General features: G+C 68.9%; 20 protein-coding genes. 11 read left to right on the top strand and 9 right to left on the bottom strand.

The annotated features are described in order from the left end of the window. Positions 1–61 precede the first annotated feature (61 nt). Genes ACW9PK_RS04065 through ACW9PK_RS04075 form a run of 3 tightly spaced genes read right to left on the bottom strand, consistent with a single transcriptional unit; the run spans position 62 to position 3,320 of the window. Positions 62–517, bottom strand: a complete 456-nt coding sequence (locus ACW9PK_RS04065; RefSeq protein WP_129699753.1) for a holo-ACP synthase — start codon at positions 515–517, stop codon at positions 62–64. After that, the gene (locus ACW9PK_RS04070; protein WP_457016649.1) at positions 514–1,659 is read right to left on the bottom strand and encodes an alpha/beta hydrolase; all 1,146 of its coding nucleotides are present in this window, start codon (positions 1,657–1,659) and stop codon (positions 514–516) included. The genes ACW9PK_RS04065 and ACW9PK_RS04070 overlap by 4 nt, the downstream gene beginning before the upstream one ends. Beyond that, positions 1,647–3,320, bottom strand: coding sequence for a hypothetical protein (locus ACW9PK_RS04075; protein ID WP_457016651.1), 1,674 nt, complete (start codon positions 3,318–3,320; stop codon positions 1,647–1,649). The genes ACW9PK_RS04070 and ACW9PK_RS04075 overlap by 13 nt, the downstream gene beginning before the upstream one ends. Before the next feature lie 524 nt (positions 3,321–3,844). On the opposite strand from ACW9PK_RS04075, the gene ACW9PK_RS04080 reads away from it, so the two are divergent. The 5 genes from ACW9PK_RS04080 to ACW9PK_RS04100 all read left to right on the top strand — a co-directional run bounded on the left by ACW9PK_RS04080 (position 3,845) and on the right by ACW9PK_RS04100 (position 8,058). Continuing rightward, complete coding sequence (locus tag ACW9PK_RS04080) at positions 3,845–5,104, top strand: glycosyltransferase family 4 protein (RefSeq protein WP_457016653.1); 1,260 nt, start codon at positions 3,845–3,847, stop codon at positions 5,102–5,104. A 51-nt stretch (positions 5,105–5,155) separates the two neighbouring features. Beyond that, positions 5,156–6,196 (top strand): GDP-mannose 4,6-dehydratase, encoded by a 1,041-nt coding sequence (gene gmd, locus ACW9PK_RS04085; RefSeq protein ID WP_035964951.1) that lies wholly within the window; start codon positions 5,156–5,158, stop codon positions 6,194–6,196. 59 nt (positions 6,197–6,255) lie between these two features. After that, positions 6,256–7,257, top strand: coding sequence for a GDP-L-fucose synthase family protein (locus tag ACW9PK_RS04090; protein ID WP_186317211.1), 1,002 nt, complete (start codon positions 6,256–6,258; stop codon positions 7,255–7,257). Between the two features lie 122 nt (positions 7,258–7,379). Continuing rightward, a complete protein-coding gene (locus ACW9PK_RS04095) occupies positions 7,380–7,586 on the top strand; it encodes a hypothetical protein (protein ID WP_197493074.1) in 207 nt (68 codons plus the stop codon). A gap of 10 nt (positions 7,587–7,596) precedes the next feature. After that, positions 7,597–8,058 carry a zinc-binding dehydrogenase gene (locus ACW9PK_RS04100; protein ID WP_368844664.1) on the top strand — a complete coding sequence of 154 codons (462 nt, stop codon included), beginning with the start codon at positions 7,597–7,599 and terminating at the stop codon, positions 8,056–8,058. On the opposite strand, the gene ACW9PK_RS04105 is transcribed toward ACW9PK_RS04100, so the two are convergent. The 5 genes from ACW9PK_RS04105 to ACW9PK_RS04125 form a co-directional block, all read right to left on the bottom strand. After that, positions 8,045–8,260, bottom strand: coding sequence for a phosphatase PAP2 family protein (locus ACW9PK_RS04105; protein ID WP_238400109.1), 216 nt, complete (start codon positions 8,258–8,260; stop codon positions 8,045–8,047). The genes ACW9PK_RS04100 and ACW9PK_RS04105 overlap by 14 nt on opposite strands. A 173-nt stretch (positions 8,261–8,433) precedes the next feature. Next, on the bottom strand, positions 8,434–9,693 hold the full coding sequence (locus tag ACW9PK_RS04110; protein ID WP_064845616.1) for a lipopolysaccharide biosynthesis protein: 1,260 nt from the start codon (positions 9,691–9,693) through the stop codon (positions 8,434–8,436). Then, positions 9,687–10,520 carry a glycosyltransferase gene (locus tag ACW9PK_RS04115; RefSeq protein WP_457016656.1) on the bottom strand — a complete coding sequence of 278 codons (834 nt, stop codon included), beginning with the start codon at positions 10,518–10,520 and terminating at the stop codon, positions 9,687–9,689. Before ACW9PK_RS04115 ends, ACW9PK_RS04110 begins: the two co-directional genes overlap by 7 nt. 89 nt (positions 10,521–10,609) lie before the next feature. Beyond that, positions 10,610–12,022, bottom strand: a complete 1,413-nt coding sequence (locus tag ACW9PK_RS04120) for a hypothetical protein (RefSeq protein ID WP_368844666.1) — start codon at positions 12,020–12,022, stop codon at positions 10,610–10,612. A 17-nt stretch (positions 12,023–12,039) separates the two neighbouring features. Continuing rightward, entirely contained in the window at positions 12,040–13,386 is a 1,347-nt protein-coding gene (locus ACW9PK_RS04125; RefSeq protein WP_368844667.1) for a Wzz/FepE/Etk N-terminal domain-containing protein, read from the bottom strand. Between the two features lie 564 nt (positions 13,387–13,950). Between ACW9PK_RS04125 and ACW9PK_RS04130 the strand changes: the two genes are divergently transcribed. From ACW9PK_RS04130 to ACW9PK_RS04145, 4 genes are all read left to right on the top strand, one after another. Then, positions 13,951–14,487, top strand: coding sequence for a DapH/DapD/GlmU-related protein (locus ACW9PK_RS04130; RefSeq protein WP_368844668.1), 537 nt, complete (start codon positions 13,951–13,953; stop codon positions 14,485–14,487). A 5-nt stretch (positions 14,488–14,492) separates the two neighbouring features. After that, the gene (locus ACW9PK_RS04135) at positions 14,493–15,608 is read left to right on the top strand and encodes a glycosyltransferase (RefSeq protein WP_167318914.1); all 1,116 of its coding nucleotides are present in this window, start codon (positions 14,493–14,495) and stop codon (positions 15,606–15,608) included. Positions 15,609–15,735: 127 nt separating this feature from the next. Beyond that, positions 15,736–16,932, top strand: coding sequence for a phosphoglycerate dehydrogenase (gene serA / locus ACW9PK_RS04140; RefSeq protein WP_457016659.1), 1,197 nt, complete (start codon positions 15,736–15,738; stop codon positions 16,930–16,932). Between the two features lie 58 nt (positions 16,933–16,990). Then, positions 16,991–18,619 carry an SLC13 family permease gene (locus ACW9PK_RS04145; RefSeq protein WP_457016661.1) on the top strand — a complete coding sequence of 543 codons (1,629 nt, stop codon included), beginning with the start codon at positions 16,991–16,993 and terminating at the stop codon, positions 18,617–18,619. A gap of 172 nt (positions 18,620–18,791) precedes the next feature. Here the strand turns inward: ACW9PK_RS04145 and ACW9PK_RS04150 are convergent, their stop codons facing one another. Beyond that, on the bottom strand, positions 18,792–19,376 hold the full coding sequence (locus ACW9PK_RS04150; RefSeq protein ID WP_162229868.1) for a Dps family protein: 585 nt from the start codon (positions 19,374–19,376) through the stop codon (positions 18,792–18,794). Positions 19,377–19,877: 501 nt separating this feature from the next. Between ACW9PK_RS04150 and ACW9PK_RS04155 the strand changes: the two genes are divergently transcribed. Both ACW9PK_RS04155 and ACW9PK_RS04160 read left to right on the top strand, forming a co-directional pair. After that, positions 19,878–20,156, top strand: coding sequence for a hypothetical protein (locus ACW9PK_RS04155; protein WP_457016664.1), 279 nt, complete (start codon positions 19,878–19,880; stop codon positions 20,154–20,156). A 33-nt stretch (positions 20,157–20,189) separates the two neighbouring features. Next, complete coding sequence (locus ACW9PK_RS04160; RefSeq protein WP_457016666.1) at positions 20,190–22,238, top strand: oxidoreductase; 2,049 nt, start codon at positions 20,190–20,192, stop codon at positions 22,236–22,238. Positions 22,239–22,270: the final 32 nt, after the last annotated feature.

The raw sequence follows: 22,270 nt of genomic DNA on the forward strand, positions 1-22,270 counted from the left end.
ATGTGGTGGTTTTCGATGTCCGCGCCCCGGGTACCGGTCGGCGCGGTGGTCTGGCCTCCGGTCAGGGCTGGGGTGAGCGGATGGCCAGGGCCACGGCCATCGCGAAGCCTCCGTCGTGGGACGTGCTCACGCTCCACGCCCCGAGTCCGGCGCCGCGGGCCAGGCGGGCGGCCGTGCCCCGCAGTTCCACGCGAGGGGCACCGTGGGCGTCCGAGCGGATCATGATCTGGGGCCAGGCCACGGCGTCGTCGGCGCTCGGGCGCAAGACCTTCAGCACGGCCTCCTTGGCCGCGAAGCGCCCCGCCACGGACTCCGCCGCGAGCGGACGTCCGTCCGGACGCGTGAGGTCGGCGATCTCCTCGGGCGCGAACAGTGCCCGCAGGTACCGCTGCCCGCGCTGCGCGAGCGCTTCGGCCACGGGCGCGACCTCCTGCAGGTCGCAGCCCACGCGGGGTACGCCGACGACGCCGTCCCCTGCCTCGGTCCCGCGTGTCACGGCCACGGGCGCGCTCGTCATGACGAACTCCGTGAGGTCACGTCCTCGAATGCCGAGGGCACCGACGGCTGGGGCGAGGTGCGCTTCACGCCCACCCGATCGGCCCAGCGCCCGAGGGCGACCGTGGCCGCGGGGGTCCAGCACGGGAACTCGTGGCCGCCGTTGCACTGGCCCGCCTGGCCGTACTCGGTGTACTGGTAATCCACTCCCTGTGACTCGAGCTCGCGCGCCATGGTCACCGTGGTGTCCTTCAGAGCGGGTTCGATGTCCCCCTCCTGGCCGTTGCCCCGACCGGCGAAGAGTTGCACGTGGACATCCTTGAGCTCCCCGCTCCGGACCGCGGGATCGTTCGCACGCCACTGTTCCTCGGTCGTGACCGAGCCGTTGCCGAACACCGAATCGGTGCGGCCCGTGGCCTCCTGGGATCCCGTGGCGATCGTCTGCTTGGCCTCATCCGAGGACAGGTCCAGCAACCCGGACAGGCTCACGGCCTCCCCGAAGAGATCGGGACGTTGCTCGGCGTAGCGCATGGCGCCGTACCCGCCCATCGAGTTGCCGATGATCACGCGGTGCTCGCGGTCCGCCCTGGTGGACAGGTGCTGATCCACCCACGGGACCACCTGGTCCAGGTGGAATGTCTCCCAGTTCTGCGTGAGTTCCTCCTGGGACGCCCAGTCCGAGTACCAGCCCACCTTGCCCCCGCTCACGATGACAGTGATCACGGGCAGACCCTGGGTGAGCTGCTCGGCCTGACCCGCCTCGTACCACTGCAGGGCAGGGGACTCCGTGGCACCGCTGCCCGGGAGGAGATACACCACCGGGTACTTCTTCGCGGGGTCGTAGTCCTGCGGGGTGATCACCACCACCGAGTTGCGCCCGCCCGGGGCCTCGGCAGAGACCTGGTCCGTGCTCACCGCGAGTTCCGCGGCCCGCTCCGAGAGCCCCCGCGCACCCGTCACGGTGATCCCGTGGGACGGTTGCGTGAGTTGCTGCGGGTCCGCGAAACCCACCTGGGACAGCGCGGCGTCGTCGAAACCCAGGCTCTCACCGGAGGAGGACGGCGCGTGGTCGCCGGACCCGCCGGCCGCGCAGCCGCTCAGCAGCACGGCCGTGAGGGCGCACCCGGCGAGCGCGCGGGCGCTGCGTGTTCTCAGACGGCGCACGGGACGACCTCCTCGGCGGGTGAGGGGCTCAGGCCCAGGGCGGCGTCCACGATCTCGAGGGCCGTGAGGCGTGAGGCGTGGGCCTGGAGGGAGTGGTCCAGGGCGGGCACGTGGGCCACCCTGATCCGGCGGCCCTGGCGCTGCAACCGGGCCAGACCCTCCTCCCCGCGTTCCTGCTGGAAGAGCAGACCGTCCTCCGGCCCGAAGTAGAACGTGACCTCGGCGCCCCGGGACGCGTACTCCATGACCACCTCGGGAACGTTGGGGATGTTGCGCCGGCCCAGCACGAGCCACGCGATGTACGGCATGCGGCGGCGCACCCGGTCCTTGGCGCGCGTGCGCCAGCTCGTGGTGACCTCCACGTCGCTCATGGTGCGCAGCTGTTCCAGCACGGCGTCCACGTCCCAGTTGCGATAGAGCTTGTCGTAGTAGCTCTCCGCCGCGCGCCACGCCACGTTGTTGAGCACCACGCGGGTGGTCATGGCGCTCGTGGGCGGGGCCATGGCGACCAGCCAGCCGCCCACGCACAGCCCCACCCCGGTGACTTTTTCCCCGGTGCGCTCGGCCAGCCACGCGGCACCCAGGTCCAGGTCCGCCACGCCCTGCCCCGTGTAAGGGTTGATGTCCTTGACCTCGTCCAGGCCAGCGGCGTCACCGCAGTGGTGACGCTCGATGCGCAGCGCGGGGACACCGCGCGCGGCGAGTCGGCGTGCCTGCACGGTCCACAGTCCCGTGGGCCCGTCCTTGGGGTCCGCGGACGGCGGTGCGAGCACCACCGCGCCGGCCCCGGTGCCGTCGCGGCCCACGGGGTGGGTGTAGGAGGTCGGCAAGTGGTCCGGGCCCAGCTCCAGCAGGTCCTCCTGGACCTCCGCGCCGAACTCCGCCACATGGAAGCACGCGGTCGTCGTGGGACGCCAGCCGCTCACGTCCACCCAGTCCTCCCTGTGGGACGTGGTGGGGACGGAATCGTCCAGTCGACCCACGAGGGCGGCGATCGCCTCCGGGCTCGCCTTCGCGTAGATCGCGGCCACGCCGTATAACTTCTTGGCGATGCGCCGGTCCTCCTCGCGCACCGTGATCAGACCCGGGGTCTTGATCTTGCGGGGATCCGGTAGGGCGCGGATGGCCGCGGCTTCGGCGTCAGTGAAGTGTGCGCCGCCGATCTCCACGCCGTCGGGGACCTCGGGCGGCAGGATCAACCCGCTCGTGCGCCGCAGGCCCGTGTACTGGCGCATGTAGACGGCGCCCGAGACCGGTTCCCACAGCACGCGCCGATCGAACGGCAGGGGTGAGGTCGCGAGCACACCCGCACCGATGCGCAGCCCGATCCCGTGCACGGGCAGATCAGGTCCTACGAGCTCCCGCGCGGTACGGTGGGCCACCGCAAGGTCCTCGTGCCACACCTCGAGCGGGTTACTCAGGGCCGGACGCGCACCGGATTCGGAGGTCCCGCTCCACGCCAGGCGGATCACGAGCCACCCGGATTCCGCGGCGCGCGCGGCCACGAGGCGCATGCTGCGGTGACTCACGACCTCCTCGCGCGCCAAGGCCGGCGCCACGATCACGGCGCCGCGCACACGATCGTCCACGGGGCCGTGGACCCACGCGTGGATGGTGTGGTCGTGGTCCGTCAAGAAAGTTGCCTGCCCGGCAATACGCATGAAATCTCCCCCAGTTCTGCTCCGGTGCGCCTCAGCCGCGCCCCTTCGCACGTCCCCCGTGGCGATGGGGTGCCCTCTCGAAGACCGGGCCCCACCCCGAAGTGCGGATCGATGCCCCGAACTCCGCGTCACTTTCGCGTTCCCCCGCGGGAGTCGTGCATGTTTGCACTCATAAAGCATAGCCAGGGAGACGCCGGTCGTGACCGAGATTACCGTCCCCTAATGTGTGGTTTTACATCAAGATCACTGTTTTTCGCGCTCCCACCTGAGGTGATACCCACGTGTACCTATATGAGCCCACACAGAATTGTCATCACTGTGGTGTTAGGTGCTTGTGCACACGATTATGATGGCAAACGTCGGCACACGCGGGATTCGTGTTTCGGCGACATTCACCGCTCCCGGTGGGACAGCCATGAGGCATTGCTGCACCACGTGGCGCGGAGGCGGACTGGGGAAGTCCGCCCATTCGGGAAAAGCGGCAGCGGCTGAGCTGCTCCGCTTTTCATGGGGGAGGAGATAGCGTGGCAGCACGCGTCCTGATCATCGGACTCAACTATTCACCGGAACATACGGGCATCGCGCCGTACACCGCCGGCATGGCTCGCGCGCTGCGCGAGGAGGGATGGGACGCCCGGGTCATCACGGGTCTCCCGCACTACCCGCAGTGGCGCGTCCACGAAGGGTATTCGCACCGCCGCGCCACGCACGAGGAGATCGACGGCGTACCCGTCCTGCGCGTGCCGCACCCCGTTCCCCACGACGCCGGACAGCTGCGCCGGCTGGGAATGGAGATCGTCTTCGGTCTGCGTGCCGCGACCGCCGCGTGGGGCGATCCCGACGCCGTCGTGGTCGTGAGCCCCGCCCTGTTCTCGTCGGCGATCGTGCGGGTGCGCGCCGCGCTGAGCCGCACGCCGGTGATCGCGTGGGTGCAGGACATCTACACCGCCGGGCTCACCGAGACTGGCGCGGCGAGCGGACCCGTGGCGCGCGTCATGCGCGGTATCGAGAGCACCTTCCTGCGCTCGTGCCAGGGGGTGGTCGTGATCCACGACCGCTTCTCGGACTACCTGCGCCGCGAGATGGCCGTGCCCGCGCGCCGGATCAGCACCGTGCGCAACTGGACCCACATCTCCCAGACCCCTTCGGTGGACACCGACGAACTACGGCGTCGTTTCGGGTGGGGCGCGGGCGACGTCGTCGTCCTGCACACGGGCAACATGGGGGCCAAACAGGACCTCGCGAACGTCGCCGCGGCCGCGGACGTTGCCGAGCGCACGGGAGCGCCGCTGCGATTCGTGCTCGTGGGCGGCGGGCACCAGCGCCCGCAGCTCGAGGAGCTGGCCCGACGCACGCCGCGCTTCGAGGTCCTGCCCGGGGTCGACGACGAGACCTACGCCGGACTGCTGCGCGCCGCGGACGTCCTGCTGGTCAACGAACGACCGGGGCTCAAGGAGATGTGCGTCCCGAGCAAGCTCACGAGCTACTTCACCGCTGGCCGTCCCGTGCTCGCGGCCGTCGAGGCCGAGAGCCCGTCCGCCGCCGAGCTCGACGCCGCGGACGCGGGCATCCGTGTGGCGCCCGGGGATCCCGAGGCACTCGTGGCGGGCGCCCTGCAACTGCACGAGGAGTGGATCGCGACCGGCGGCGCCACGCACCGCGGCGGACGCCGCTACGTGCGCGACGTGCTCAGCGCCGGCGCCGCGGTCCGCGCCTTCAGCACCGCGCTGCGCGCACTGCTACCCACCGAGACCACCGCACCTGCGGCGGCACTGCATTCCTGATCGGCCGGGACACCCGTCCCGACGTACCACGTCACACAGGGGAGACCACTCATGACCAAGAAAGCGCTCATCACCGGCATCACCGGGCAGGACGGTTCCTACCTCGCGGAGCTGTTGCTCGCCAAGGGCTACGAGGTCCACGGCCTGATCCGCCGCGCGTCCACGTTCAACACGTCCCGCATCGACCACCTGTACCAGGACCCGCACGACCCGCAGGCGCGGCTGTTCCTGCACTACGGCGATCTTTCCGACGCCGCCCGTCTGGTCACGCTGCTGGGCGAGATAGACCCGGACGAGGTCTACAACCTCGCGGCCCAGTCGCACGTGCGCGTGTCCTTCGACGAGCCCGAGCACACGGGTGACACCACGGGCCTCGGCACCGTGCGTCTGCTCGAGGCCGTGCGCCGCGCCGGGGTGAAGTGCCGCTTCTACCAGGCCTCCACGTCCGAGCTGTTCGGGGCCACTCCCCCGCCGCAGAACGAGGACACCCCGTTCTACCCGCGCTCCCCGTACGGCGCGGCTAAGATCTACTCCTACTGGATCACCAAGAACTACCGCGAGGCGTACGACATGTTCGCCGTGAACGGGATCCTCTTCAACCACGAGTCCCCGCGCCGCGGCGAGACGTTCGTGACCCGCAAGATCACGCGTGCCGTGGCCGCGATCGCGGCGGGCAAGCAGGACCTGCTCTACATGGGCAACCTGGACGCCGTGCGCGACTGGGGCTACGCAGCGGAGTACGTGGAGGGCATGTGGCGCATGCTCCAGGTGGACGAACCGGAGGACTTCGTGCTGGCCACGGGCCGCCCGTCCACGGTGCGCGAGTTCCTGGAGACCGCGTTCGAGCACGCCGGGCTGGACTGGGAGAAGCACGTCCGCTTCGACGACCGTTACCTGCGCCCCACCGAGGTGGACGCGCTCATCGGTGACCCGTCCAAGGCCGAGCAGAAGCTCGGGTGGAAGGCCACGGTGCACGCCCCGGAGCTCGCGCGGATCATGGTGGACGCGGACCGCGCTGCCCTGGAGTGCGCCGGTTCCCCGTGGATCGACACCGTGTCCGAGCGCATCTGGACGCCGGAGCACGCGGCGTGAGCGCGGACGTGGCGAACCGCCGGGACACCACTGCCGGCCAGGAGCACTGGCCGCACACGGTGAGCGACCCGGCCGATGCTCGCACGACCGACGACGTCGCCTACACCCCCGGCGCGCTGGACCGCTCCGCGCCGTTCTACGTGGCCGGTCACCGCGGTCTCGTGGGTTCCGCCATCTGGCGTCACCTCCAGGACGAGGGTTTCGAGAACCTGATCGGTGCGAGCTCCCGTGAGCTGGATCTGCGGGACCGCGCGGCCGTGGAGGCGTTCATAGCCGAGCACAGGCCGCGCTACCTCGTGCTCGCGGCGGCCAAGGTGGGCGGGATCGGCGCGAACAATTCCCAGCCCGTGGACTTCCTGTCCGACAACCTGCGGATCCAGCTCAACATCCTGGACGCCGCGCGCACCGCAGGCGTGGAACGCGTGCTGTTCCTGGGCTCCTCCTGCATCTACCCCAAACTCGCGGAACAACCGCTGCGCGAGGACTCGTTACTCACGGGGTACCTGGAGCCCACCAACGACGCCTACGCGATCGCCAAGATCGCCGGCATCCTGCACGTGCAGTCGATGCGACGCCAGTACGGGCTGCCGTGGATCTCCGCGATGCCCACCAACCTCTACGGCCCCGGGGACAACTTCTCCCCGTCCGGCTCCCACGTGCTGCCCGCCATGATCCGCCGCTACGACGAGGCCGTGCGTGCCGGTGACACCGAGATCACCAACTGGGGTTCGGGTTCACCGCGGCGCGAGTTCCTGCACGTGTCGGACCTGGCCACGGCCTGCCTGTACCTCATGGAGCATTACGACGGGCCCCAGCAGGTCAACGTGGGCACCGGCGAGGACGTGACCATCAAGGAACTAGCCGGCCTCGTGGCCTCGGCCACCGGGTACGAGGGCACCACCTCGTGGGACACCTCCAAGCCGGACGGGACGCCCCGCAAGCTTATGGACGTCTCCCTGTTGCGTTCGCTGGGCTGGTCCGCCTCGATCGACCTGCCCACCGGGCTCGACGACGCCGTGGCCTGGTACCGCGCGCACCGCGAGCAGGCGCGGGGCGCCTGAGCGACGGGATGCCCCGCGTGATGCGGGGACACTCCGTGTCATGGGCGAACTCTCCGCATGATGCCGTGACGACCCGCGCGATGCGGGTCGTCACCGCCGCCCCGGGGGGGGATGACCGCGGCGTGCCGACCGCAAATAGCATGGGAGCCCGGCGTTCAGAGCCGAGCGCCCTGCTCGAGAAGGCAGCCATGAACATCCACGCCTACGTGGTCGATCACGTCGATGCACCGTTCCGGTGGGAAGAACTCACCGTGGACGAGCCGGGTCCCGGTGAGGCGGTGGTTAAGATCGTGGCCACGGGCCTGTGCCACACGGACCTGAACACCTAAGCGGGCAAATATGCCGCTGCCGCTGCCCGGAGTGCTGGGCCACGAGGGTGTCGGGATCGTCACGAAGATCGGCCCGGGCGTGGAGAACGTGGCCGTGGACGAGTCCGTTCCCCTGGAACTCGCGGGCCCCCTCGCGTGCGGTATCACCACCGGGGCGGGAGCCGTGCTCAACACCGCGAACCCCGCCCCGGGTGAATCCGTGGTGGTCTACGGTGTGGGTGCCGTGGGACTCGGGGCCATCATGGCAGCCCACAATTCGGCCGCGGCCACGATCATCGCGGTGGACCTGCATGACTCCCGCCTGGAGCTCGCCCAGCGCTACGGGGCCACGCACGGGATCACCTCCCGGAAGGAGGACTCGCTGGAACAGATCCGGGAGATCACCGGAGGGGCAGCGGATTACGCCATCGAATGCACCGGTGTGATCGCCGTGCTCGAGGAGGCCATCGAGGCGGTGCTCACGCTCGAGTGAGCTCCGCCCGCCGCGCCGCGGGACGCCACGCGTCCACGCCCACGACCAGGCCCAGGATCGCGATCGCGAGCAGCAGCGAGGCCGTCACGTCCGTGAGCCAGTGGTACCCCAGGTAGAGCCGACTGAACGCGACCACCCCGATCAACACCACCCCCGCCGCGGCCACCCACCATCGGGTGAGCGGGGAGCGGGAAGGGCGCAGCGTCGTCGTACCCGTTGCGGCCTCAAAGGACGACGCCGCCGCGGGACCCGCCGCCGGTGACCGCGGGCTCGTCAAGGCGCCCGCGCAGGAAGGTGGACCGGCCGGTCGCCGGGGTCGAGGTGGTCATGGCGTCATGCTGCGTCCGCAGACCGGGAACGGGTTGTGCGTTGGCCCTACGCCACCAGGAGCCAGCAGCCCGCCAGCCCGATGGTCGAGAGGACCGCAGCCACCAGGAACGACCGCCACGGCGCACTGCGTCCCACCAGGACGTATGCGACGAGGACCACGGCGAACTCACGGATGACCAGCAGCGTGGCCGCGAGGTGCAGGTCGAACGACGCGACCCATGCGATCAGCGCACCGAAGACCACGCCGATCACCGGACCCACGAACGTCTTCCAGGCCGCACCGGTGCGCACGAGCAGCACGGAGGCCGCCCAGGACAGCACTACGGGGAAGGACACCATGGCGATGAACGGCACCATGGACATCGCGGGTTTCCAGTCGCCACCCAGCAGGGGCGTGAGGACCACGCTCGCCGTGAGGGCGATCAGCACGCACGCGAACGCGAGCATGAGTGCGCGCAGCAACAAATGGTCACTCGCGCTCCGGATCTCCTCCGGGGTCTCCTTGTCCGCAATCCCCACGCGCACCACGTTCGCGGTGGACGCGGCCAGGGCGTCCCCCGGGGCGCGGCCCACGGCGCTGCCCGCGGTGTAGGTACCGAGGACGGCGGTGCCGGCGAACACGGCCATGAACAGTCGCTCGGCCTGGCCCTGGAACCAGGACACCAGCGCGTAGCCGGACATCGTGCCCATGTCGGAGAGGATCGAACGCTCGCCCGGCGTGGAGTGCGGCAGGGGTTGGGTGTTACGGCGCGCACGGCGCCAGCACAGCAGGGCGAACATGCCCTCCGTGACGGCCAGCTGCAGGGCCGGGCCCAGCAGCGAGTGGGTCAGCACCAGGATGGTCCCGCCCACGAGCAAACCCACGAGGGAGGCCCGCAACTGCATCCGGGCCAGGGTCCCCCACTGGTTGGTGGCCTGCAGCGTGCCCACGTACAGCAGACCCAGGGCCCCGAAACCGGGCGCGAGCGCCACGGGCAGCACCTGGAAGAACTCGCCCCAGTTCTCGAGCGTCCCGTTGTGCAGCAGGAACAGCATGAGCCCGGTAAGGATCACGAAGGCCAGGACGGGCATGATCACCCGGTAGCGGTTCATGATCTTCATGCCCCCGGGTTCGGTCAGCACACGGATCACCGCGAACCGGGCCCCGGAGTCGATCGTGACCTGGATGGCCGTGTAGAGCAGGGTCACCACGTTGTAGATTCCCACGTAATGCGGGGACGTGAACGCGGCGAGCGTGAGGATCACGATCGCGGAGGACATCCGCGGGATCGCGCGCTCAATGAGCGACTTGATCTGGTTCAGCATGCCGGCGCCGGGATGAGCGTGGCGTTCCTCCACAACTGTCGGCGCATATAGGGCCGGGTCCGTGGCCGGGCTCGCGCTACTACGTCCTCGAGCTGCGCCCGCGTGGCCACGGGGTGCATGGTCCCTCCCCCGTTGTCCATCAGCCAAGACATCCCCAAGGCCTCCACCCAGGCGCGATAGGCGCGATCGACCTGGGGATCGTCCTTGACCCGCCGTAGGTAGTCTGGGGCGCCGGAGATCTGGTTCGCACTGATCCGATACGCGATCACCGCGGTGGCCGTCTTGTGGATCGTGGACCCATTGAGTAGCGCATCGACCCATAGAACATAGTCCTCCGCAGCCGAGGGCGTGGCGTATGCGTTGGCGTCCAGAAGTGTCTGCCGCCGGGCCAACAGACTCGGGTGGAACAACGGATTCGTGAACGGCAACAGAAGCCCCACCTCCTTGCTCGTGAGCGACCCCAGGTATGAGGGTCGAGGGACGGCGCGATGGCCGAACCGGATGCCGCTGCCGCACACGATGTCCGCGTGCTGCATGGCCGCGAGCTCAACACGGAACCGCCACGGCAAACACACGTCGTCGGCGTCCATCTTCGCCACGAGTTCGCTGTCCGTCGTCTCCAGGGCGTGACGCATGCATGCCACGGTGCCCCGATTGACCGGGTTGGCACGCACGACGACGCGGCGGTCCGTCACGCGGCGTGCCGCGCGTTCGGTCTCGGCGTCCGGGCCGTCCACGGACACCACCAACTCCGCGTCCCGCGGCATGGCCCGCAGCGTGGAACGCATGGCGCTCTCCACGGTGGCGCCCGCCCGATAGGCGGGCATGATGACAGTAAGCCTGGGCAAAGTGGTCCACTCCCGTTGATGAAGCCCCGGGAACGCGAAGGTCGCCCCTCCACACCCGTTGAGCTGATTTATTTGTGAACTGCCGGTGTCCGCGGTGAAAGCTCCGTGGCCGGTGAAGATCTTATTCCCGCGGGCGGTGATTTCGTATCACCACGGCCGAAGATGCGTTCAACGATCCACAACCCCCACAGGGGCAGGATCGACAACGTCAAGAACACCTCGAGGGACTCCAGCTGCCCCACGATGCCCTGGAAGACGAGCGTGGATCCTACGGTGGCCAACAACAACCGATTGGTTTCACTCCGGCTGCGACTGTAGGCATCGGAGACCATGGCAGACACCAGCCCCAACACGAAGTAGCCGACGATCGCACCGAGCAGGCCGAAATTCAGGATCATTTCTGCGCTGAGCCCCGGAACCACGTAAATCTGGTCTTCCCCACCCAACAAGTCGTATCCCGAGACCTGCACCATGGACCGGAAAGGATTCTCCGCCGGGATACCCGCGAAATGCAGAAGCGCAAGCGGGACGTTGAGCAGAGCGCTCAACAGGGTCTCACCCTGGAGTGCCCCGTGGAACTGGACGTGGTTCTCGGCCCAGGCGGCCATGGAGAACCGACCCCATTGCCAATCCACGAACGACCACGGGTCCGTGGTGGCACCTACGCGCCGGGCCGTGGTCGCGATGATGAACCCCACGAACACGGTCACGCCCACCACGATCAGCGGCCACCGCAGGACGTTGATCCGGGGCAGCATCAGAGCCAGCAGGGGAAATGCCACGTAGGCGATCTCGGAACGCCCACCGTTCCACGTGGCGCTGACGCCCAATGCGGCCAACCCGGCCACCAGGATGATGGTGTTCCACACCGCTGGGCCGGGCACACGCTTCCGGCTCGCGAGCGCCAAGACCAGGATCGTAATGCCCCACGGCAGCCAACCCGCCAGGAATGCGTAGCGGGCATTGCCGCCGTCCACGGAAATGATCCGCCCGCCGGTCTGGTCGGTCGTGGCGCCCATCACTCGCACGAGTCCCACGGCGCCCGCTGCTACGAGTACGAGAGCCAGGCCCCCCATGCTGACCCGGTGATGGGATACGAAGGAATACAACTGTTCGGGTACCAGAGGGCGCCGGGGAACCTGTCGGGGACCACGGTGTGCGGCCAGGATCCGCGGCCGCGGGATCGTCAGCCCCGCCCAGAGGGCACACATGCCCAAGAAGGTCGCCCAGGCGGCCGTGGTCAAGCCGGATGTAGCACCTGCGGGAGTACCGGACATGGCCTCGTAGAATCCGCGGTCCCTGGACCACCCCAATACATGGGCGAATCCGGACAGGACGTTGGCCACGAGGAAGTTGATCACGAGCCACATCCGCAGGTTCAGCCCGTCCACCCGGTCCCTGGTCCAGATGTGGATGAGCGCGAGCGCACCCACGGCGGTCGTGGCCCCCAGGAGGAACACGGCCCAGCCGAAAGGAGTCATCGTGTTCATCGTGGGCTTCAGAGAACGCCGGAGTGTGCGCGCGAAGGGCGCACCTGGTTGGCCACCAATGCCACGGGCGTTTCGCGGAATCCCTGAACCGAGAACTGCAGCTGATCGGTCGAGGTCTTCCCGGGCACCGTGACCAGCAGGACCTCATCCGCCAGTTCGCCCAGCACCGCCGCGTCCACGGAGTCCTGCAACGGGGAACAATCGAGGACGACAACGTCGAATTCCGAACGCAACTCACCCACCAACGCAGCCATCGGTTCCGAGCACACCAGGTCACTCGGGCGCGGCGTCGGCGTACCCGCGGGTAAGAAGGTCAGCCCCATCTCGAGGCGAACAGTGCTCTGGTCTGCGCCGGCCCGACGTTCCACGAGATCCGAGACACCGAGGTGATTGTGCTGGGCCAGCAAAACAGTTGCCCCGCGGTCGGAGAGGTTGGCATCCACGAGAGCCACGCGGCTGCCCAGACCGGCAAAGCTACGCGCGAGTTCCACGGCGACCGTGGTGGCACCGTCGCCCGAACGCTGACCGGTCACCACCAGTACCGCGCAGCCGGCCACATGGGGCAGGACCTCGGCATGACCCTGTTGGATGCGCGAGCGCAGCGAAGTGACGTGAGGTGACACCTCCCGCGCCGGCGCGGATTCGCCACCCGCGGGAAAGAAGCTGCGCGCGTCAGTCCTGTGCTTCAGTCGCGGAACGGACGCGACCAGCGATGCACCCGGCACACGACGCAGCTCCGTCGTGGTCCGCGGCCGCCGAACCAGACTCTCCAACACGAAGGCGAGGATCACGCCCAACAGCGCGCCACCGACCACACCGAACAACGGATAGAGCCACGACGGCAGGCCACTGGTTTCATCCGGGAGCTGCGCCCGGCTAAGAACCGTGGCCTGAACGGTGCCTCCCCGGTTGGCGACCTCGGGGGACAGTGACCCGACCCCTCTGGTCAATTGATCCGCGACCCCGTTGGCAACCGTCTGGGCCTCCTGAGGCGAGTCCGCGGTGGCATCGACCTGGATGATGGAGGTGGCCGTCGGATTGGTGACGTCCAACATGTCCTGCAATTGCGCGACCGTCTTATCCACACCCGTGTCCTCGACGACGGGTTTGAGGATGTAGGGAGACGTCGCCACGGTCGCGTACGACTTCAGCTCTCGCGAAAGGTACGTGGCTGCCTGGTTCAACTCCGTGGCGGAGTCACTCGCGGGAATGGAGACGTAGAGGGATGACGTGGCCTTGTACATGTCCGGAGACACCAAGGCGTAGATCCCCCCGGCCAACAAGCCCACCACGGTCAGTGTGATGACGGTTTTCCACCATTTCTTCAAAATATTGACGTAATCATGCAGCGTCATGTGCCCTCCCAGCCCCTGATCACAATGAAAGACGGTTCGTTTCGGACGCTGCCCAGCCCCCGAGCACGTCCCGCCAGTCTCTTCATCGCTCCCCTGTAATGGGCCTCAGTCTAACGCGCGAAATCATGTCGATGAACACGCAGATAGTTTCTGTAGAATTATTTTGTACCCGAATTGGGGGATAAACCTTCATCGGCAGATCTCGACAGCAATTTGAACCCGCAAGAAATGAGGGCTGCAAAACTGTTCGCAGAAGCAGAATCATTCCCACGACAAGTACGTTGCCCTCAGCAACGAGACAGTGCGCGACCTGCGCCGTTGCGGAAAGTCTTCCCGGACGCATGCGGGCAAGGACCCCGACCCAGGCGCCCGTCGGCGTCGAGGAGATATCGAGGACGAAGCGACGGCATTAGTCCCGGTGTCTCCACTTATGGGGTCAGAAGCAGGCGGATCGACGGGCGCAGTGTGCCAAGCTTGGATCCCGTAGCCGCGCGCCCGCGGGGAGAGCGGACCGGTTGCGCGCAGCGCGCAGCCCTATTTGCGGCTCGACGACAGGGGGAGACCATGACACACACGACGAGACGCCTGGCCACCTTCACCGGCCGCGGCTACGACAAGGGCCGGGGAACACTGCAGTGCGCCGCGTGGGCCCTCGTGGCGGAACCGCTGCAACGGTCCGTCCTGTGCCCGCCGAGCGTACGCACCCGCATCCTGCGGGCCTTCGGCGCGCAGATCGGGGAGGGCACACTGATCCGCCACGACGTGCGGATCCACTGGCCGTGGAAACTGACCGTGGGCGAGAACTCGTGGATCGGCGTGGGCGCATGGTTGCTCAACCTGGAGCCCATCACGATCGGCTCGGACGTGTGCGTGTCGCAGGGCGCCATGCTGTGCACGGGCAGCCACCGCGCGGACGACCCGGCCTTCGAGTTCGACAACGCCCCCATCACCGTGGCCGACGGCGCATGGATCGCCCTGCGAGCCACCGTCCTGCGCGGCGTCACGGTGGGCGAGGGCGCCGTCGTGGGAGCCACCGCGCTCATCACGCGGGACGTCCCGGCCGGGGCGCGCGTGCTCGCCCCCGTGGCCACGAAGGCGTGAGCGGCATGCGGATCCTGCAGGTCGTCGCCCTGGTCTCGGGCACCAACGCGTACGGCGGGCCCACCACGGTGGCCCTCAACCAGTGCCGCGCGCTCGCCGACGCCGGACACGACGTGATCCTCGCCGCGACCGGCTCCGATCTGGGCGCGCCTCTGCCCACCGAACGCGACGGCGTGCGCACGCAGCTCTTCCGTCCCGTCCAGGCCCTGCCGGGTGCGGGTTTCGCGGGTCTCACATCGCCGGCCATGCTGTCGTGGCTGCGCCGGGTCGCGCCGACCGCGGACGTGGTGCACGTGCACACGGCGCGTGACCTGCTGACCCTGCCGGCCGCGTGGCTCGCGGAGCGCGCGGGCACCCGAACCGTCCTGCAGACCCACGGGATGATCGACCCGTCCGAGAATCCCCTCGCGGGGCCCCTGGACGCCCTGCTGACCCGACGGGTGCTGCGGGACGCGCACCGGGTCTGCTATCTCACCCCTCAGGAGGAACAGGACCTCACCGAGGTCGCCCGCGGGCCCGTGAACCTCATGGAACTGCACAATGGGATGCCCGTATCCTCGCGCCCCCGCGTGCCGCGGGAAGACGACGAGTGTCGCGTGCTGTTCCTCGCGCGTCTGCAGGATCGCAAGCGTCCGCTCGCGTTCGTGGCCGCCGCGCGATCCCTGGCCGAGCGGTTCCCGCGCGCCACGTTCACGCTCGTGGGCCCGGATGAGGGCCAGGGGGACGCGGTGCGCGCGGCGATCGCGGCCGCGGGCCTCGGCGAGCGCCTCTCGTGGGCCGGCCCGGTGGACTCCGCGGGCGCGGCGCGGTGGATGGCGGAATCGGACGTGTACGTCCTACCCTCCGTCCACGAGCCGTACCCCATGTCGGTTCTCGAGGCCATGTCCGCGGGACTGCCCGTGGTCGTGACGGACACGTGCGGGCTCGCGCCCACGGTCGCGCGAACGGGGTCCGGCGCGGTCGTGGACGACACCCAGCCACCCCTCGAAGATGCCCTCGCGCAGCTGATCGCCGATCCCGAGCGGCGACGGCGAGCGGGTCGGGCGGCCGCGGACACGATCGCGCGCGAGTACGGGATGCGCGCCGTCGTCGAGAAGCTGCTGGGCGCGTACCGGGACTGAGCGGACGGCGCGGTCCCGGAGGACGACGCCGCCGGGTCACCCCGCGCGCGAACGCCGCGCTCGGGGGTGACCCGGAATGCTACGTCGTGAAATGGGGCGCCCGCGCCCCACCCCATAGGATGGACGGGTGAAGGCCTTACTGCTCGAGAACATTCATACCGACGCCGTCGACTCGCTGCGCAGCCGCGGCTTCGAGGTAGAGACCCGCAAGGGTGCCCTGGACCCGCAGGAACTGATGGCCGCGCTGGACGGCGTGGACCTGCTGGGGATCCGCTCCAAGACGCGCGTGACCCGCGAAGTGTTCGAGGCGCACCCCACCCTCAAGGCCGTGGGTGCGTTCTGCATCGGGACCAACCAGATCGATCTCACCGCCGCCACGGACACCGCCACGGCCGTGTTCAACGCGCCGTACTCCAACACGCGTTCCGTGGTGGAGCTCGCGCTGGGTGAGATCATCGCGCTGGCGCGTCACCTCACGGACAAGAACTCCGGGATGCACCAGGGCGTGTGGGACAAGTCCGCCAAGGGCTCCCACGAGGTGCGGGGCCGCACCCTGGGGATTGTGGGCTACGGCAACATCGGCAAGCAATTGTCGGTCGTGGCGGAGGCCTTCGGGATGAACGTCTACTTCTACGACATCGTGGACCGCCTGGCCATGGGCAACGCGACCAAGTGCGATTCCCTGGAGCAACTGCTGAACACGGTGGAGACCGTGACCCTGCACGTGGACGGGCGCGAGAGCAACACCAACATGTTCGGCCGGGAGCAGTTCCGCCAGATGCGCCCCCGTTCCCTGTTCCTCAACCTGTCCCGTGGTCACGTGGTGGACATCGAGGCCCTGCGCGAGGCCCTCGTCTCCGGCCACCTGGCCGGGGCGGGCCTGGACGTCTACCCGTCCGAACCCAAGGTCGCCGGCGAGGCGTTCGAGTCCTCGCTGCAGGGGCTGCCCAATGTGATCCTCACCCCGCACGTGGGTGGTTCCACGGCGGAGGCCCAGGAGAACATCGGCGGTTTCGTCTCCGGCAAGCTCATCGACTACTGCCGCTACGGCACCACGAGCCTGTCCGTGAACTTCCCCGAGGTGCAGCTGGACCCCCACATCCACGGCACCCGGTTGCTGCACATCCACAGCAACCTGCCCGGCGTGCTGGCTCGCGTGAACGCGGTGCTCGGCGAGCACGGGATCAACGTGGACCGCCAGCAGCTCGTGACCAAGGGGAAGATGGGCTATCTGGTCACGGACTGCGGCAACGGTGTCACGGACGACGTCGTGGCGGCCGTCAAGGCCCTGCCCGAAACCATCCGGGTGGCCACGGTCAGCTGAGCCGCGCTGCCGTACGCTGGGATGACCGACCTTTTCCCCACAACGATGTGGAGACATCATGAGTCACCCGGCCGTACCCGGCGCGCACCTGCAGAACATGGACCCGGACCCTCACCGCGGTGAGGAGGTGGACTTCCAGTCCCCGGGCGAACGGGCGGAGGCGGAGAAACCCCGCACCCGCACCGTGCGCTGGATCGGCCTGGCGGGCGGTCTGTTGCTCGCGGTGCTCATCTACACCCTGATGCCGCAGGACGTCCCCCACGCCGCCCGGCTCACGGCCGCCACGGCCGTGCTCATGGGCGTGTGGTGGATGACCGAGGCCCTGCCGTTGCCCGCGACCGCCCTGGTCCCCCTGGTGGTGTTCCCCACGCTCGGCACGGACGTGAAGTTCGACGCCGTCGGGGCGTCCTACGGCAACAACGTCATCTTCCTGTTCATGGGCGGGTTCCTGCTCGCGCTCGCGATGCAGCGCTGGAACCTGCACCGGCGGATCGCCCTGCTCACCGTCAAGGTGATCGGTACCAAGCCCACACAGATGATCGCGGGGTTCATGGTGGCCACGGGCTTCCTGTCCATGTGGGTGTCCAACACCGCGACCGCCGTGATGATGCTGCCGATCGGCGTGTCCGTGCTGCTGCTCGTGACCAAGATCGGTTCCGGTGCCGACGCCGCCCAGGGCACCTCCGCCGCGCCCGCACGGGAGGAGATCGAGCCCCAGGACAGCGAGGTCAAGGGGGAGATCGTCAAGTCCAACTTCGGCACCGCGCTGATGCTCGGGATCGCGTACGCGGCGTCGATCGGTTCGCTGGGGACCATCATCGGCACCCCGCCCAACACCCTGATGGCCGGCTATCTCTCGGACGCGCACGACATCACGATCGGTTTCGGTCAGTGGATGCTCGTGGGCGTGCCCCTGGCCGTGGTGCTGCTCGCACTGTGCTGGGTGCTGCTGACCAAGGTGTTGTTCAAGCCCGAGATCACCGAGATCCCCGGCGGCAAGGAACTCATCAACGACGAACTCGCCAAGCTCGGCCCTATGTCCCCGGGTGAGAAGCGCGTGCTGGCCATCTTCGTGCTCGCCGCGCTGTCCTGGGTCTTCGTGCCGGTGCTCTTCGCGGATCCCATCATCTCCGACGCCGGCATCGCCATGGCCGTGGGGCTGCTGTTGTTCCTGTGCCCGGCCGGTGCGGCACCGGGCGTGCGCCTGCTGGACTGGGACTCCGCGGTCAAGTTGCCGTGGGGCGTGCTGTTGCTGTTCGGCGGTGGCCTGGCCCTCTCCGCGCAGTTCTCCACCTCCGGGCTCACCGAGTGGATCGGCGAGCGCGCCCAGGGTCTCGGCGGACTGCCCGTGGTGTTGCTCGTGCTCATCATGGCCGGCGGCATCCTGCTGCTCACCGAGCTCACGTCCAACACGGCCACCGCGGCCACGTTCCTGCCCGTGGCCGGCGGTGTGGCCATGGGGATCGGCGTGGACCCCATGCTCCTGGCGATCCCCGTGGCGCTCGCCGCCACGTGCGCGTTCATGCTGCCGGTGGCCACCCCGCCCAACGCCATCGCGTTCGGTTCCGGGTACGTGACCATCGGGCAAATGATCAAGGGCGGGATCGGGCTCAACCTGATCGCCCTGGTCCTGATCACCGCCACGACCATGACCCTGGGCGTGTGGGTGTTCAACCTGGCGTTCTGACCCGCGGTCACCCATCCGGCGACGACGGCGCGGCGCCGCCTTAGCAGGGTGACCGCAAGCGGCGTCGTCGTTCTCCAAGGCATACGACAGCGTGCGGCGGCACCCGACCGCAGAGGAAGGACCCCCGGACCCGCAAGATGCGGATCCGGGGGTCCTTCTACTACATGTGTGGTTACTTCTTTTTGGCGACCCGGCCGCGCTTGACGGCCTTGGCGGCGTCCTTCTCCGTGCGGGCGGCGGAGTTCTCCAGCACGCCGGAATCGGACTCGATGTGCGAGCGCATGAACCACTGGAAGAGCTCGAGCCCGCGGACCTGGGCGATCAGCATGTCCTCGGTGATGGGATCCACGTCGCTGATGCGGGCCAGGGCATCCCGATGGTCGGTGATGACGCCGTCGTAGACGAGGTCCAGTGCCGCGAGGTGCTCCACGCCGGAGGCGCGCTGGACGTCGTAGTCGTCCCACGTGCGCTCGGCCACGATGGCGCCGGGCAGACCGTTCGGCGGCACACCCAGGGTGGCCATGCGCTCGGCGAGCTCGTCCACGTACCCGCGGACCTCCTCGATCTGCGGGTCCAGCATCTCGTGGACGGAGATGAAGTTGGGACCCACCACGTTCCAGTGGGCGTGCTTGAGGGTCAGTTGCAGGTCGTTGAGCGCGTGCAGCCGCTGCTGCAGGATCTCGGCCACACCGTGGCCCTGCTCCGTGGTGAGACCCGGAACGGTGTAGTTGGCGTTCTTCGTGGATTTCTTGGCCATGACAACCTCCTCGTGGGGCGGTGGTCCCGGGGTGGAACCACGCCATGCCGTCTTATTTTGATGTATTCAGAATAACAAGGACGCGAGCATTGCACCAGGGGTCACTCGGGAGCCACCGCCCTGGGGCGCTCGTCGCCTCGGGGTGCCCGGACGATCGGCCCGACGGCGCTCTGGTCCCGAAGCGCCTTCACGGTGCTCTGGCGCCTGAGCGCCTCTACGGTGCGGCGGCACGACACCCCACTGACGGAACGCGAGTGGGAATCCGCGAGCCGCCCGGATGCGGGCTGTGAACTCCGCCTAAACCGACCCCTCGACCCATCCCGCCGCGGACGCCGAACGGATCGGGGGTTTCCTGCTGAGGTGGTTCCCGCCGCGCCACACCGAGGAGCTACGCCGGACCGACCGGGACACCGTGCGCACCCTGGGTGGTTACGTACGGGGCACCGCTGCGGTGGCGGTGATCGAGATGCTCGCGATCGCGGTCGGCTGTGGTTGCTCGGTGTGCCGCTCGCGGCCCCGCTGACCATGCTCGTGTCCCTGGGAGCGTTCATCCCCATCGTGGGCCCGATTGTCGCCGCAGCGCTGGCCGCTCTCGTGGCCCTCGTGACCACGGGACCGTGGGCCGCGCTCGTGGTGCTGCTCAGCATCGCGCTCGGAACGCTCGTGGACGGCGTCGTCGGCGCCGCCCTGGCGGCACCCCTCACGGCAGTGGCGTGGTCCGTGATCCAGTTGTGGCTGCCGCGGCCCGGTCGGATTGGTGATCCAGCTCACGGGCTCTAGGGTGGAAGAAATACCTGAGACCTGGAGTATCGGATGAGTTCCTATCCCCATCTTCTGTCCCCGCTGCGCGTGGGTTCGCTGACCCTGCCCCACCGCGTGATCATGGGGTCCATGCACACCGGCCTCGAGGAGGTCCCGGGCGGTGAGCACGAGCTCGCGCGCTTCTACGTGGAACGCGTGCGCGGCGGCGCCGGGCTGATCGTCACGGGCGGGATCTCCCCCAACCCGGAGGGCGCTGCCCGCCGCGGCGGCGCGCACCTCAGCCGCGAGGACCAGCTGGGTCCCCACCGCACGGTCACGGACGCGGTGCACGGGGAGGGCGGGCTGATCGCACTGCAACTGATGCACAGCGGACGGTACGCGATGCACGAGGGCGCCGCGGCGCCGTCGGCCATCCGCGCTCCCATCAACAAGGTCACGCCGCGTGAGCTGAGCACCGCGGAGGTCGAGCGCACGGTCGAGGACTTCGCGAACGCCGCGCACCTCGCGCAGCGCGCGGGCTACGACGGCGTGGAGATCATGGGCTCCGAGGGGTACCTGATCAACGAGTTCCTCGTGGCCCACACGAACGAGCGCACCGACCGGTACGGCGGGTCCGACGCCGCCCGCCGCCGGTTCGCCACCGAGATCGTCCGGCGCGTGCGCGAGGCCACGGGCCCGGACTTCCTCATCATGTACCGGCTCTCCGCCCTAGACCTGGTGCCGGACGCCCAGCAGTTCGCGCAGGTCCTGGAGCTCGGCCGGGAGATCGAGGCCGCCGGGGCATCCATCATCAACACGGGGATCGGGTGGCACGAGGCCCGGATCCCCACGATCGCCACGAGCGTGCCGCCCGCGGGGTTCACGTGGGTCAGCAGGGCATTACGGGAGCACCTGAGCGTACCCGTGGCCGCGGTCAACCGGATCAACACCCCGGAGATCGGGGAAGCGGTGATCGAACGCGGGGACGCGGACCTCGTGTGCCTGGCCCGCCCGTTCCTGGCGGACCCGCAGTTCGTGGCCAAGGCTCGCGCGCAGCGCCCCGCGGAGATCAACACGTGCATCGCATGCAACCAGGCGTGCCTGGACCACACCTTCTCGGGCCGCCGCATGTCATGCCTCGTGAACCCGCGCGCGATGCGCGAGGACGAGCTGGTGCTGGGCCCCACGCGCACCGCGGAGCGGATCGCGGTGGTGGGTGCCGGACCGGCCGGACTGGCCTTCGCGGAGGCCGCGGCGCAGCGCGGTCACAGGGTGACCCTGTTCGAGGAACAACCGGAGCTGGGCGGCCAGTTCCAGTTGGCGCTGCGCATCCCGGGCAAGGAGGACTACGCCCACACCGTGCGCTACTTCAGCACGCGCCTGGCCGAACTGGGGGTCACCGTGCACACGGGGCACACCGCCACCGCGCAGGACGTGGCCTTCGCGGACCGCGTGGTCGTGGCCACCGGCGTAACCCCGCGCGTCCCCGGCATCCCCGGGGAGGACGGCCCCACGGTGCTCGGCTACAAGGAGGTGCTGGCGGGCGCCCCCGTGGGCGAGCGCGTGGCGGTCGTCGGCGGCGGCGGTATCGGGTTCGACGTCGCGCACTTCCTCACGCACGACCCGCACGCCGACTTCTACGAGGAATGGGGCGTGGACCGCTCGCTGCAGGCCCGGGGTGGGTTGCTCGCCCCGGCGCCGTCGAAACCCGTGCGCCGCGTGACCCTGCTGCAGCGCAGCGCGGGCAAACCCGGTGCGCGACTGGGCACCACCACGGGATGGATCCACCGCGCGGAACTGCGCATGGCGGACGTGGAGTTCGTGACCGGGGTGCAGTACGTGCGGATCGACGAGCAGGGCGTGCACGTCCTGGCACCCGCGCACCGGGATGCGTCGTCGGCCGACGCACCGGACACCGAGGACCGGATCGAACGGATCATCCCCGCGGACACCGTGGTGCTGTGCGCGGGCCAGGAACCCCGCGCCGAGCTCGCCCGGGAACTCGCGGGAGAGAACGGGGAGCGCCCCGTGCACGTGGTGGGCGGCGCGCACGTGGCGGCGGAACTGGACGCGAAACGCGCGATCCGTGAGGCCGTGGAACTGGCCGCGTCGCTGCCCTGATACGGCGTCGCAGTCACGACGCGATCACCGAG

The organism is Kocuria sp. MNB10 (genome assembly GCF_054073685.1).